The sequence below is a fragment of the Burkholderia pulmonis genome, from assembly GCF_984667975.1.
Window position 1 is genome coordinate 2,060,662 of the sequence record NZ_OZ480187.1, and the last position, 12,514, is coordinate 2,073,175.

A 12,514-nucleotide genomic window follows, 5' to 3' on the forward strand; every position below is an offset into this window, starting at 1 on the left:
AACTGCGTGACGCGACTGACGAAGCCCGCGCTGCCCGCGTGCGTCGACGCATCACGAACGCCACGTCGGCTTCCGCTTGTCGAGGAACGCGTCGATCCCCTCGCCCGCATCCTCTTCCATCATGTTGCGCGCCATCACGTCGCCTGCATACGCATACGCATCGTCGAGCGGCAACTCGCGCTGACGATAGAACATCTGCTTGCCGACCCGCACCGCGGCCGGGCTCTTCGCGACGATCTCCGCGACCTTGCGCGCGACGGCCGCATCGAGCGCGTCCTCGGGCACGGCCTCGTTGACGAGCCCCCATGCGGCGGCCGTCGCCGCATCGACGAAGCGCCCGGTCACGAGCATGTCGAACGCACGCTTCGCCGCGACGTTGCGGCTCAACGCAACGGCCGGCGTCGAGCAGAACAGCCCGACGTTGATGCCCGACACCGCGAAGCGCGCGGTATCGGCCGCGATCGCGAGATCGCACGCGGCGACGAGCTGGCAGCCGGCCGCCGTCGCGATGCCGTGCACGCGCGCGATCACCGGCACCGGCAACGCGCGCATCGCGAGCATCACGCGGCTGCACTGCGCAAACAACGTGCGGTAGTAGTCGAGTTCGGGCTTGCTGCGCATCTGCCGCAGGTCGTGGCCCGCGCAGAACGCCTTGCCCTCGGCGGCCAGCACGACGCAGCGCACGTGCGGATCGGCCGCCAGCGTATCGAACGCATCGTGCAGGCTCGCCAGCATCGCCTCGGACAATGCATTGAACTGCTGCGGGCGATTCAGCCGCAGCGTGACGACGCCGTCGCGCGCGTCGCGCAGCAGGATCGGCTCGGCAGTCTCTTGATCGGGTTCCATGATGTTTCGCTCGACGGAGTGCGGCAGGATTCGTTTCAGCACAAACGTGCGGCCAGCGCATGCGCGCTTCCGCGACTGGTCGGTGAAATGGTCCTCCACATTCCGTGTCGCGTCCAGTCACGCGCCTTTCGCCATGCCGGCCGTCCGTGCGGCCAGGGCAGCCGTCGCATAGGCGATGCATCCGACCGCCGCGACCGCCCACAGCGCGTCGCTCAGGTCCGGCAACAGGATCGTCGCCGCGCCGGCGATGGCCACGCCGAACAGGCTGCCGGCCTGCCTCGCCGCATTGAGGAACCCGGATGCGACGCCCGCCGCCTCCGCGGGCACCTGTTCGAGCACGGTTGCGATCATCGGCGCCACCGACAACGCGGTCCCGGTGCCGAAGGCGATCATGGCCGCCCACACCACCGGCCACGGCGCACGCAGCGTGAGCGCGACGGCGATCGCCGGAATGGCCAGCGCCGCCATCCCGAGGCCGCTTGCCATCAGCCCGACCGGGCGAACGCGGCCATGCAGCTTGCCCGACAACAGGTTGCCGAGCGACAGGCTCAGTGCAAACGGCAACAGCGTCATCCCCGTCTGTCGCGCACTCATGCCGAAGCGCCCGTGCAGGTACAGGCTCAGCACGAACAGCAGCCCGAAGTACCCGACGTAGACGAGGCTGCCCATCAGGTTCATCGCGACGAAGACACGATTGCGAAACCATGCGAGCGGCACCATCGGATGGTGCGTACGCCGTTCGACCACGACCAGCACGGCTGCCGCGAACGCGGCGACCAGCAGCGCGCACCAGACTTCCGCGGCGCGCGGGCCGCGCGTCGGCAATTCGATCACCGCAAAACACAGCGCGCCGAGTGCCGCCGCACCGATACCCTGGCCGGCCCAGTCGAACGGGTGCGCATGCCGCACGGTCGACGCGCGGACGAGCATCGCTGCGCCGGCGAAGGCGACCGCGCCGGTCGGCACGTTGATCAGGAACGCGCTGCGCCAGCCGAAATCGTCCACCAGGATGCCGCCCAGCACCGGCCCCACGGCGACGGCGACCGACGCGATGCCGGCCCAGACCGCAATCGCCCGCGCCCGCTCGGCCGGCACGTCGAAGGTACTGCGCACGACCGCGAGCGACGCGGGCAGGAAGAGCGCGGCGCCGATGCCCTGCACGAAGCGCGCGGCCACGAGGATCGCCACGGACGACGCGACGCCGCACGCCGCCGATGCGCCGACGAACAGCGCCAGCCCCGCCAGGTACACGTGCTTCGCGCCGAACCGGTCGGACAGCGCGCCGCCCGCGAGGATCAGCGCGGCGAAGCTGAGCGTATATCCGTCGACGATCCACGCGAGTTCGGCGACCGTCGCACCGAGACTCGCGCGCATCGCGGGCAGCGCCACGTTGACGATCGTCGAATCGAGGACCGCCATGAACATGCCGATCGCGACGAGCGCCAGCGTGAAACGCTGCTCGCGCGCCGTCGGGCGGCTCGCGGCCGCCATCGGAACGGGAACGGCGACGGAGACAGAAACAGGATTGCAATCGGACATGACACCTCCAGGCAGATCCCGGGAGTCTAGGAACGGCGCACGATGCAGAAAAGTGATAATTTCGCATTTGCCTGATGCAAATCTGCATCACCCCTTCCGGATGCCGCCCTGCCCGATGACACAGTCGACCCGCATGAACTGGGACAACACCCGCTTCTTCCTCGCACTGGCGCGTACCGGCACGCTTCGCGGCGCCGCGGCGCAACTGAATGTCGATCAGGCGACGGTGGGACGCCGAATCGCCGCGCTGGAGGACGAACTGTTGGCCCGCCTGTTTCTCCGCACGCCGTCCCTCTATGTGCTGACGACCGCCGGCGAAGCGCTGCTCGAACCGGCCGAAACGATGGAGCGGGCGTCGCTCACGATCGAACGCCGCGTGATGGGGCTCGACGAGCAACTGGCCGGATCCGTGCGTATCGCGACGACCGACTCGCTCGGCAAGCGTTTCGTGGTGCCCGCCATCGCCCGCCTGCGGCGCAAGCATGCCGGCATCGACGTCGTGTGCGTGACGTCGGCCGAAATCGCGAACCTCACGCGCCGCGAAGCGGACCTCGCGATCCGCACATTGCGGCCCGAATCGCCGGACCTGATCGTGAGGCGGCTCGGGCATCTCGAAACGGGCATCTATGCATCGCGCCGCTATCTCGCGGAGCGTGGCGAGCCGGTCGCCGGCAGCGCGTTCGACGGGCACGACCTGGTGATGTACCAGCAGCCGGTGGTGCCGACGATGTGGGACGCGCTGTGCGGCGAACCGACTTCGCGCGGCCGCGTGATGTTCCAGACATCGTCGACGATGATGCTGGTGGAAGCCGCGCTGGCGGGGCTCGGCGTGGCGGAGCTGCCGTGCTTCCGCGCCGATGCCGAGCCGGAACTGGTGCGCCTGATGGCGCGGCGATGCAATCATTTCGACGTGTGGCTCGTCGCCCACGCCGATCTCTACAAGACCGCTCGCGTGCAGGCGGTGATCGAAGCCGTCGTCGACGAATTTGCGACCGCCGGGCCTTCCGCCCGGTAGCGGGCGCGCACGTCAGCGCGCGATCGGCTGACGCCCGCTGCGCCACATGCGCACACCCGTCCACAGATGCCCGACGCCCGCGCCGAAAAAAACGGTGCCCATCACGCCGAAGATCAACACATCGCCCCAGATCGCGCCGAACGTATTCAACCGCGCGGTCATCGCGGGCGCGTCCGGCGCATAGCGGACCTCGACCGTCGCGCCGTCCTGCTCGCTGACTTCGCCGCCCTGCGGGTACTCGATATGCTCGCCCGCGAGTGTCGTGAACGCGATCTCCGGATGATGCGGGCCGGCGTTCAGCTTGATGACGCGGCCCGGCACGACGACCGACGTTCGCAGGAATTCGCGCGTCGACTGCGCGTACAGCGCGATGCCGGTCAGCAGGCCCGCGCCGACCAGGGTGAAAACGATGCCTTTCGCGAACAGCATCTCCATGCGCTGCGCAGCCGTGCGGCCGGATCCGGACACCATCTCGCTCACCTCAGGGACGCGACTGATAGAACGACACGTCGATCTTCGACGGTGTCTTGCAGCGGTACATCACGCCACGCCCCGTTTCGTCGGTCATGCCTTCGTACGGGCCGTTGCAGCCCGTGACCTTGTACTGCGCGAACGGAATGCGCTTGCCGTCCGTCGGCCGGACCAGCACCGGGATGCGCCCGGTCGGGCCGTCGCCGATCATGCGCACGATCACCATGCGCGCCGCATCGATCGGCGCGGCGGAACGCATGTAGACCGTGCGCCCCTGCGCGTCGGTCGCGCCTTCGACTTCGAGTTCCCGGTTGTCCTGGGCCGCGCTCGTGTAAAGCGCGAACGCATAGCGCGTGTTCGGCAGCGCCTGTTTCGTCGCGGGATCGTGCAGCACGAAATAGCACCCGTAGACGCCCCTGCCGGCCGCCGCCTGCCCGTCGACCTGCATGGCGTTGCACGTGTAAGACGAACCATCGCCGACGTCAGCCTGCCGTGCATTCTGCTGCCCGGTGCCTGCGCATCCGCCGGCGAGCGCAGCCAGCAGCGGCACGCATGCGCCGCGCACGAGCGCTGCCCGGTCGATCCTGATTTTCACTGGAGGGTGCCCCGTTCCTGATTGTTGTGGATGCCGCGCGTGCTGCGCATGACATGCAGGCACGCCGCCCTCGGCATCCGGCAGGATACGGACATCGCGGCACGCTGTAAATTGGCGCGCCCGCCCCCGGTCAAGCCGTACCGCTACCCGCCGCTCGCGACGCGCGCGATCGTCTGCCGCAGCCAGATGTGCGCGGCATCGCCGTGCCGGCGTTCATGCCAGTGCTGCGCAAACTCGAACGAATCGATCGGGAACGGCGGCTCGAACACGCGCAGGCGCGCGTCGTCGCGCACGCGCTCGAGGTTGCGGCGGGCGACGGTCAGCACGAGATCGGTGCCGGCAATCAGGTCGTTCGCGACGCCCCAGAACGGCAGGATCACCGCGATGTGCCGCTCGCGCCGCAGCCGTGCGAGCGCGCGATCGACCTCGTTGTCCATCCCGTCGCGCATCGCGACGAGTGCATGCGGCCGCGCAAGCCACGCGTCGAGCGCGAGGTTGCCACGGCGCGGCAGCCGGCTCGCGTCGGCCACGCACGCGAACGATTCGACGAACAGCGGCTGGGCATGCAGATCGCGTTGCAACGCGGGCAGCACGCCCAGCGCAAGATCGACCTCGCCGTCCATCAGCTGCATGCGCATCGCCTCGCGCGTGGCCTGCGACACGATCAGTTCGATGCCCGGTGCATCGGCACGCAGCGTCTTCACGAGTGCGGGCAGCACGATCCGCGCGCCGTAGTCGGACATCGCGATCCGGAACACGCGCGTGGCCGCGGACGGATCGAACGCCGGCGGCTCGATCAGCGCACCGAGCCGGCCGAGGACGTCGTTCAGCGGCTCGACCAGTTCGTTCGCCCGTGCGGTCAGCTCGAGCCGGCCCGCGCGCCGCACGAGCAGCGGATCGCCGAAGATCTCGCGCAGCCGCGCGAGCGCATGGCTCACGGCCGGCTGGCTCTTGTGCAGCCGGGTCGCCGCGCGCGAGATGTGGCGTTCGCCCAGCAGCGCGTGCAGCGTGACGAGCAGGTTCAGGTCGATACGGGCGAGATTATTCATGGCACGAATATGAAGCATCCGAAAGACGAATTTCCATTCGCTATCTTAATGGATGACAATCTTTTCGACACCCTTTCAAGACCGACCAAGATGACGACTTCGCTTTCCCTCGCCACCCTTCCGCTCGCCGTCGCGGCTTTCGTCGCCGGCGCGCTCGTGCCGCTGCAGGGCGGCAGCAATGCCGCGCTCGGGCGCGCGCTCGGCCACCCGCTGTGGGCGAGCGTCGCGTCGCTGACGGTCAGCCTGCTCGTGGTATTGCCGGTGCTGCTGGCGACGCGTGCGAACGCACCGCTCGTCGGCGACGCGCTGCAGCGCCCGCTGTGGATGTGGCTCGGCGGGCTCGCGGGCGTGATCTACATCACGCTCGCGCTGATCCTGACGCCGCGGCTCGGCGCGACGACCTTCATCGTCTGCGTCGTCGCCGGGCAGATGCTCGCGTCGCTGCTGATCGACCACTACGGGCTGATGGGCCTCGCGCAACGGCTCGCGACGCCCGGCCGCATCGCGGGCGTCGCACTGATCTTCGCGGGCATGATCGTCGTGCAATGGCAGACGCCCGCGCCGCTCCAGGCGGGCAGCGCGGCCGCCGCGCACCCAGAACCGCAGCATTGACGGCGAAGGTCGCAAGCCGGCCCGCGATCGCCCGCTGCGCGTCAGCCTGCGAGCTTCTTCAGCGCGTCGAGCACCGCGTCGCCCTTGAACGGCTTCACGATCCAGCCCTTCACGCCGGCGGCCTTGCCGCGCTCCTTCATCGCCGGGCTGCTCTCGGTCGTCAGCATCACGACGTTGACCGCCGTGTTCGCCAGTTCGCCGCGGATCTTCTCGACCATCGTCAGGCCGTCCATGTTCGGCATGTTCACGTCGCTGATCACGAGGCGCACGCCGGGCGTCGCCTTGAGCTTCGCGAGCCCGTCCTTGCCGTCGACGGCCGTCGCGACGTCGAGCCCGTGATTGCGCAGGAAGCCCGCGACCTCGTCGCGCACCGTGCCCGAATCGTCGACCACCAGAATCTTTGCCATGTCGTATTCCCCTTTCGTTGTTGCTGACTTCAAAACAGTTCGAGTTCGCCCGATTCGACCATCGGCCCCACGTCCTGCACCGATTCGCGGAAATCCTCCGGCGACCAGCTCAGGCTGAACACGAAACGCTGGTCGATACAGACGGAGCGCCCCGATGCCGGATCGGTCATCCGGTACTTGAAACAGAGCTGCGGACAGTCGCCGCCGAACGAAATGAACTTCTGCTTGTGATTGACGACGAGCGGCACCTGTACCGGATGGCGCGCCAGTGCCTCGGCATCGCCGAGATAGCGGTTCTTGAACGCGCCCCACACGAGGTTGGTGAGTTCGCCGAGCACGCTGTTCACGTCGCGGAAATCCGGTGCGCGGCCGTCGTCGCGCGTGCCGCCGATCATGTCGAGCAGCGGCTGCTCGCTCGTCTGCAACAGCATGTAGCCGCGGCACCATGCGCTTTCGAGCGCGATCAGGCTGAACACTTCGCCGAAGATGATTTGGTCGCGGACGATGCACGGCGTGTCATGCTCGATCGACATCCCCGGGAACAGGCTGTCGATGCGCGCCTCGGTGATCTCCGAGATGCCGCGCACGAGCGCATTCGGGTAGTCGCGGCCGAACAGGTATTCGTCGATCGCGCGCCTGAGCGGCGTCATGTCGTCCGCGACGTACGCCGCGCATGCCACGCGCGCGAGCGCATCGGGCAACCCGTCGCGCGACGCAAGCGACTCGCGGCGCAGGATGATCGGCAGTTCGGGCCGCAGCGCATCGATCTGCGTCGCGATGATCGCGCTCTCGGCCGGCGAGCCGCCGTAATCCTCGGCCAGCAGGATCGCGCCGAGATCGATGTTCGAGCGCAGCACCTTCAGCAGCCGGCTGCGCCGCACGGTCAGGCCGACCAGGTTGTGCTCGTCGCAGAAGCGCTTGATCGCATCGGCGTGCACGCGGCTGTCGTCGAGCACGAGTACCTTGCTGACGGGTTGGTCTTCGGTCATCTCGCGGATTCCTAATGGTCGGTCAGAACAGTTCGAGCTCGCCGCCGGTATCGACCGCGGCAGTTTCCGGCACATGGAAATCGACCGGCGCGTTCGCGCACACGCACAGCGTCGCGCCGACCCGCACGTCGTCGCCGAGCGTCAGGTCGTAGGCAGCCACGTAATCGGGGTCGAGCGCGGGCATGTAGTCGATGCTCGCGCCGCTCAGCAGGTACGGCGTCGACATCCCGAGATCGGGGAACGGCGCGATCAGCGCCTGGTTGATCGCGCCGCAGCACAGGTTCGCGACTTCCATGAACGCTTCGGGCAGCGGCCGCTGGCCGCTGCTGCCCGCCGTCGCACCGGCGAAATGGCGGCGCGTCGCGTCGTCGTCGCTGAAGCGCAGCGCGAGCAACAGGCGAAAATGCAGCGCGGAGATCGTCAGCACCGTCACGTGCTCGGACACCTTCGGCTTCGTCCGCGACCGTGCCGGCAAGCGATCGGGCCCGTCAGGTTCGTGGCCGGCGGACGGCCGGATGTCACACGCGCCGCCGGATGCGAGCCGCGTGCGCGCCGCATCGAAAAAGATCCGCTCGAAACCGGCCCTCGCCTGCGCGCTGATCACGCCGCTTCTCCTTCGATGCGCGCGTGCAGCTGCCCGGCCAGCGTCTCGACGGTCGCGAGCGCGGCCGTGATCATCTTGCCGCCGGCCTGGATATCCTGGAACGTCGCGGCCGTCACGAGATCGTTGCGGTTCAGGCTGTCGCGATAGCTGTTCGACAGTTGCTGCGAGCGCGCGGCCAGCCCGCGCACCTCGCTCGCGACGATCGAGAAGCCGCGCCCGGCCGTGCCCGCGCGGGCGGCCTCGATCGACGCGTTCAGCGACACGATCGATACGTGCGCGACGATCGCCGACAACTCCTGGTTCTTCGCGCGCATGTCGTGATTCTGCGTGGTCAGCGAGATCATCTGCTCGTGCCAGCGCTCGAACGTGCCGGCGAGCCCGCGCAGCCGCGCGGCTTCGTCGGCGATCTTCATCGCATGCTGCGCGAGGACGGCGCGGTCGGCCGACAGCGCCTGCAGCGCATCGCGCTGCGTACCGGTCGCGGAAGCCTCGCTCGCCAGCGCGTCCTGGAGCTGCGCCTCACGGTGCGCCCAGGCGTCGGCCGCCTCCGCATGCGCCGACACCGCCTCTTCCGCACGTGCGCCGGCTGCATCGAGAGCGCCGCGCAGCGTGTCCGCCTCACGCGCCATCGCCGCGACGAGCCGTGTGCGCGTCACACGGAACACGACGGCCGCCACCACCGCGACCATTACGCCGCCTGCGAGTGCGGCGGCCACCTGAATCATCCAAGCCTGCACGATCACTTCGTCACTCCGCTGCGCCGATATCCGCGATGCGTGCGCGCTGCTCGTGCGCGGCGCCGTGGACGGCACCGTCCGCCGCGAAGCGCGCCGGCAGCGACACGATAGTCTCGAACGCGCGATACGGCGCGCCGACGCGATCGTCGGTGAAGCGCAGCGCGATATCGCCGCCGTCGCGCTTCAGGAAGTTGCGCACCGCATCCATCCCGACACCGCGGCCCGACACTTCGGTCACCGCCTGCGCGGTCGAGAAGCCCGGCCGGAAGATCAGCTCGGCGACCGCTTCGTCGGACAGTGCCGCTTCGTTGCCGACATCGATCCAGCCGCGCTCGCGGGCAATGCCGCGAATCCGGTCGAGCGCGAGGCCGCGGCCGTCGTCGCCGAGCACGAACCACAGCTCGTCGCTGCCCACGCCGACCGCGATGTCGATCGTGCCGGACGCCGCCTTGCCGGCCGCGCGCCGTTCTTCGGACGATTCGATGCCATGGTCGATCGCGTTGCGCAGCAGGTGCATGAACACGTTCTTCAGCGTCGCGGCAATCTCGCTGCGCACGCGATGGCCGTGGCTGTCGATATGCACGACGGGGGCCGGCTTGCCGAGTTCGGCCGCGAGCGACGGCAGCGATTCGATCACGCCGCCGAGCGCGTCGCCGATACCCTGCGTGCCGAGCTGGCTCAGCATGCGGCGCACGGCGTCGCGTGCCGCGTGCCAGTCGTGCGCGTTCGCGGGATCCGCGCCGTCGAGCACGCGCAGGCTCTCGCTGATGTGCGCGCGTTCGACCATCAGGAAATCGGCGCCCTGCGCCGGCTCGCCGCTGCGGCCGAGCGTGACCGCGTTGATCGTCGCGTAGTGTTCGACCGCATCGCGCACGCGCGCCAGGTCGTCCATCAGCGCGTCGCGGTTCCACTCGGGGCCGCCGTCCGCGCGGCGCAGCGATTCGTACGCCTGCTCCGCTTCGTGGACGATGTTCGTCAGGTGCTGGAGGCTGTACGTGCGTGCATTGCCCTTGATCGTGTGCATGTTGCGGAACAGCGCCGCGACGATCGAGTGATCGGCGCGCTCGTGCTGGCGGATCATCCGCTCGTTCTCGCTGAGGAAACCCTTCGCGCTGTGCACGAAGTCGTGGAACTTGTCCTGGCTGATCGACAAAATCTCGCCGATCATCTCGAGGCGGCGCTGCTGCTCGCCGGCCTGCGCGGTCAGCTCGCGGATCTCGGTCACGTCGCGCACGCACAGCATCAGGCGCACGACCGTGTCGGTCTCGTCGGTGATCGCCGACCAGCTCAGGTCGAGCCACTTCTCGCGACCATCCGGCATCCGCTTCGCGACTTCGTTGACGAGCAGGTGCTCGTTGAATTCGAAATTCATGCTGTCTTCGCCGAGACACGCATGCACGGCCGCATCGACCTGCGAGCGTGCGTCGGCGCCGATCGCCGAATCGTCGAACACGAGCGCCATCAGGTCGCGGCCGGCGATGTCGGTCGTCTCGAAGATGGTTTCGAGGTACGCCGAATATTCGCCATGCACGACGCCGCCTTCGACGACGGTCAGGATCCCCTGCTGCATGTTCTGCAGCATCGCCTGGATGTCGGCCGTCTTCTGCTTCAGTTGCGCGGCGTTCTCCTGGATCTTCTCGATCATCCCGTTGAACGCGACGATCGAATGGCCGATTTCGTCCATCCGGCCCACCGGCACGCGGCGCGTGAAATCCTGGCTCGTCGCGATCTCGCTCATCGCCGTCTGCATCCCGATCAGCGGGCGCGTGATCTGGCGATACAGCACGAAGCCGAGCGCGGTCAGCAGCACGATCACCGCGCCGGCCACCCCCGCGATCGCGGTTGCCGTCGTCGCGAGCATCCCGTTCAGCGCGCTGATCGCTTCGTCCTTCTGGCGGTTCTTCTCCACGCGCAGCGTGTCGACGATGCTTTCGAGTTCGTCGCGATACTGCGCGACGTTCGCGAACAGATAGGCCTGCGCCATCTCGGCCTTGCCGTCCGTCTTCATCTTCACGGTGTCGTCGATCGCCGCGAAATAGTTCGCGGCGCTGTCCTTCGCCTGCGTGACGAGGCCTTCCTGCGCGCGGCCCACCGCCGATTTCGCCTGCACGTCGAGCGCGGCGCGCAGCGCGGCCTGCTTCGCCTTCAGCTCGTCACGCGCCTGCGCGGCGGTGTTCGCGTCGGGCGCGTAGACGAGCGTCATCGTCGCGATCTGGATGTTCTTCACCTCGGCGACGAGATCCGCAGACGCGAGCGCACTCGGCACGATTCCCTGGGTGACCTGGCGTACCTCGGACGCGCTCTTGCGTGTCTGGTACACGGCATAGATGCCGATCGCGGACAGCGCGAAGAACGTCAGGACGACTAGCAGCGTAATGCGATGACGGATGGTCATGAGTACAGCTCCCCGCAGCGATCCGGCTTCGATCGCCCTTTGGTCTATTGAAAGAATGTGAGCGCCGAATTATCAGGGATGGTGTATGACTGTCCGATGACCGTTAATCAATCGATCATTGAGAAAATCGGAATGAATAATTTCGGCAAGAAAACCCTAAAGTTTTTCCCGGATTCGCCGTTAACTTCAGGCCTTCAATGCCGGTACGGGCGCGGTGTTTGCAGGATCGACGGAGCAGCGGATATTCATTGTTTTATTCATGCTCCGCAAAATCAATTTTATTGAATGCCGGTAAAACGTTTGCGCATTATCGGCGAGCCGGTTTGTTTTGGCATATTTTTATGCGTGATGCGATGCGCGTGCAAAAGATCCGGAAAATACATCGCCCGTGCGAGCGTTCCGGCCCCGAGGCACGCATCCGGATTCGTTCCCGTCAGGAAACAATCAATCGCATCCCGGCGATTCACCTCCCCGTCCGCACGCTCTAGACTGTCGCATCGCTCCCCTTCCGGACCCAAGCAATGACCGATGCCCTGCCGCTGACCACCGATCCCGATTCGGGCCTCCAGTACCGGTTGCGCCCGGCCACCGGCCGTGCCGCCGCCCGCCTGTTGCTGCTGCACGGCGTCGGCGGCAACGAAACCAACCTGCTGAGCGTGGCCGACGTGATCGATCCGCGCATCGAAATCGCGTTCGTGCGCGGGCCGCTCACGTTCGGGCCCGGTCAGCATGCGTGGTTTCCGGTGCGTTTCGGCCCGAACGGCCCCGAAATCGATGCGGCTCGTGCGGATGCGAGCCGCGTGCAGCTGATCGCGCTGCTGCGCGCATTCCGTACGCGGGACGGCGCGGCACCTGCCGTGCCGACCGTGATCGCCGGCTTCAGCCAGGGCGGCATCATGAGTGCTGGCGTCGGCCTCACGTCGCCGGCCGACGTGACTGCATTCGCCGTGCTGTGCGGGCGCATCCTGCCGGAAATCGATCCGCTGATCGCGCCGCCCGATGCGCTTCGCCCGCTCCACGCGCTGATCGTGCACGGCCGCTTCGACGACAAGCTGCCCGTCGCGTGGGCCGACACCGCCGATGCGAAACTCACGGCGCTCGGCGTCGCGCACGACACGCGGCTGTATGCGGCCGGGCACGAACTGACCGCGGAGATGGCCGGCGATTTCGGCCGATGGGTGGGCGAACGCGCCGGATTGATCTGACCGCACCGGCGAAGCCGGCCCGCGAACGGACCGGCGCCACCGGCACATGC

At 67.7% G+C, this 12,514-nt stretch carries 13 protein-coding genes; 3 read left to right on the forward strand and 10 right to left on the reverse strand.

The window, feature by feature from the left end:
* Positions 1-51 precede the first annotated feature (51 nt).
* The gene (locus tag AC5LXK_RS25955) at positions 52-846 is read right to left on the reverse strand and encodes an enoyl-CoA hydratase (protein ID WP_493391540.1); all 795 of its coding nucleotides are present in this window, start codon (positions 844-846) and stop codon (positions 52-54) included.
* A gap of 117 nt (positions 847-963) precedes the next feature.
* Complete coding sequence (locus AC5LXK_RS25960) at positions 964-2,385, reverse strand: MFS transporter (protein ID WP_493391541.1); 1,422 nt, start codon at positions 2,383-2,385, stop codon at positions 964-966.
* A gap of 133 nt (positions 2,386-2,518) precedes the next feature.
* Between AC5LXK_RS25960 and AC5LXK_RS25965 the strand changes: the two genes are divergently transcribed.
* On the forward strand, positions 2,519-3,400 hold the full coding sequence (locus AC5LXK_RS25965) for a LysR family transcriptional regulator (protein ID WP_493394060.1): 882 nt from the start codon (positions 2,519-2,521) through the stop codon (positions 3,398-3,400).
* A gap of 12 nt (positions 3,401-3,412) precedes the next feature.
* Here the strand turns inward: AC5LXK_RS25965 and AC5LXK_RS25970 are convergent, their stop codons facing one another.
* From AC5LXK_RS25970 to AC5LXK_RS25980, 3 genes are all read right to left on the reverse strand, one after another.
* On the reverse strand, positions 3,413-3,871 hold the full coding sequence (locus AC5LXK_RS25970; RefSeq protein ID WP_493391542.1) for a DUF3592 domain-containing protein: 459 nt from the start codon (positions 3,869-3,871) through the stop codon (positions 3,413-3,415).
* Positions 3,872-3,881: 10 nt separating this feature from the next.
* Positions 3,882-4,466: a hypothetical protein gene (locus AC5LXK_RS25975; RefSeq protein WP_493391543.1), complete on the reverse strand. Its 585-nt coding sequence runs from the start codon at positions 4,464-4,466 to the stop codon at positions 3,882-3,884.
* Between the two features lie 143 nt (positions 4,467-4,609).
* Positions 4,610-5,515 (reverse strand): LysR family transcriptional regulator, encoded by a 906-nt coding sequence (locus AC5LXK_RS25980; RefSeq protein ID WP_493391544.1) that lies wholly within the window; start codon positions 5,513-5,515, stop codon positions 4,610-4,612.
* A 90-nt stretch (positions 5,516-5,605) separates the two neighbouring features.
* On the opposite strand from AC5LXK_RS25980, the gene AC5LXK_RS25985 reads away from it, so the two are divergent.
* On the forward strand, positions 5,606-6,127 hold the full coding sequence (locus AC5LXK_RS25985; RefSeq protein WP_493391545.1) for a DMT family transporter: 522 nt from the start codon (positions 5,606-5,608) through the stop codon (positions 6,125-6,127).
* Between the two features lie 41 nt (positions 6,128-6,168).
* On the opposite strand, the gene AC5LXK_RS25990 is transcribed toward AC5LXK_RS25985, so the two are convergent.
* The 5 genes from AC5LXK_RS25990 to AC5LXK_RS26010 are packed head-to-tail and all read right to left on the reverse strand — an operon-like array spanning position 6,169 to position 11,259.
* On the reverse strand, positions 6,169-6,534 hold the full coding sequence (locus AC5LXK_RS25990; RefSeq protein ID WP_006486240.1) for a response regulator: 366 nt from the start codon (positions 6,532-6,534) through the stop codon (positions 6,169-6,171).
* Positions 6,535-6,563: 29 nt separating this feature from the next.
* Positions 6,564-7,523: a chemotaxis protein CheX gene (locus AC5LXK_RS25995; RefSeq protein ID WP_493391546.1), complete on the reverse strand. Its 960-nt coding sequence runs from the start codon at positions 7,521-7,523 to the stop codon at positions 6,564-6,566.
* Positions 7,524-7,545: 22 nt separating this feature from the next.
* On the reverse strand, positions 7,546-8,127 hold the full coding sequence (locus AC5LXK_RS26000; protein ID WP_493391547.1) for a hypothetical protein: 582 nt from the start codon (positions 8,125-8,127) through the stop codon (positions 7,546-7,548).
* The gene (locus AC5LXK_RS26005; protein WP_493394061.1) at positions 8,124-8,852 is read right to left on the reverse strand and encodes a methyl-accepting chemotaxis protein; all 729 of its coding nucleotides are present in this window, start codon (positions 8,850-8,852) and stop codon (positions 8,124-8,126) included. Before AC5LXK_RS26005 ends, AC5LXK_RS26000 begins: the two co-directional genes overlap by 4 nt.
* Positions 8,853-8,874: 22 nt before the next feature.
* Positions 8,875-11,259: an MCP four helix bundle domain-containing protein gene (locus AC5LXK_RS26010; RefSeq protein WP_493391548.1), complete on the reverse strand. Its 2,385-nt coding sequence runs from the start codon at positions 11,257-11,259 to the stop codon at positions 8,875-8,877.
* Positions 11,260-11,780: 521 nt separating this feature from the next.
* On the opposite strand from AC5LXK_RS26010, the gene AC5LXK_RS26015 reads away from it, so the two are divergent.
* Positions 11,781-12,464, forward strand: a complete 684-nt coding sequence (locus AC5LXK_RS26015; protein WP_493391549.1) for an alpha/beta hydrolase — start codon at positions 11,781-11,783, stop codon at positions 12,462-12,464.
* Positions 12,465-12,514: the final 50 nt, after the last annotated feature.

What these genes read in the sequence shown, in the direction of transcription:
- AC5LXK_RS25955 (WP_493391540.1), bottom strand. Translation starts at nt 846, where the DNA reads ATGGAACCCGATCAAGAGACTGCCGAGCCGATCCTGCTGCGCGACGCG.
- AC5LXK_RS25960 (WP_493391541.1), bottom strand. Translation starts at nt 2,385, where the DNA reads ATGTCCGATTGCAATCCTGTTTCTGTCTCCGTCGCCGTTCCCGTTCCG.
- AC5LXK_RS25965 (WP_493394060.1), top strand. Translation starts at nt 2,519, where the DNA reads ATGAACTGGGACAACACCCGCTTCTTCCTCGCACTGGCGCGTACCGGC.
- AC5LXK_RS25970 (WP_493391542.1), bottom strand. Translation starts at nt 3,871, where the DNA reads ATGGTGTCCGGATCCGGCCGCACGGCTGCGCAGCGCATGGAGATGCTG.
- AC5LXK_RS25980 (WP_493391544.1), bottom strand. Translation starts at nt 5,515, where the DNA reads ATGAATAATCTCGCCCGTATCGACCTGAACCTGCTCGTCACGCTGCAC.
- AC5LXK_RS25985 (WP_493391545.1), top strand. Translation starts at nt 5,606, where the DNA reads ATGACGACTTCGCTTTCCCTCGCCACCCTTCCGCTCGCCGTCGCGGCT.
- AC5LXK_RS25990 (WP_006486240.1), bottom strand. Translation starts at nt 6,534, where the DNA reads ATGGCAAAGATTCTGGTGGTCGACGATTCGGGCACGGTGCGCGACGAG.
- AC5LXK_RS25995 (WP_493391546.1), bottom strand. Translation starts at nt 7,523, where the DNA reads ATGACCGAAGACCAACCCGTCAGCAAGGTACTCGTGCTCGACGACAGC.
- AC5LXK_RS26005 (WP_493394061.1), bottom strand. Translation starts at nt 8,852, where the DNA reads ATGATTCAGGTGGCCGCCGCACTCGCAGGCGGCGTAATGGTCGCGGTG.
- AC5LXK_RS26010 (WP_493391548.1), bottom strand. Translation starts at nt 11,259, where the DNA reads ATGACCATCCGTCATCGCATTACGCTGCTAGTCGTCCTGACGTTCTTC.
- AC5LXK_RS26015 (WP_493391549.1), top strand. Translation starts at nt 11,781, where the DNA reads ATGACCGATGCCCTGCCGCTGACCACCGATCCCGATTCGGGCCTCCAG.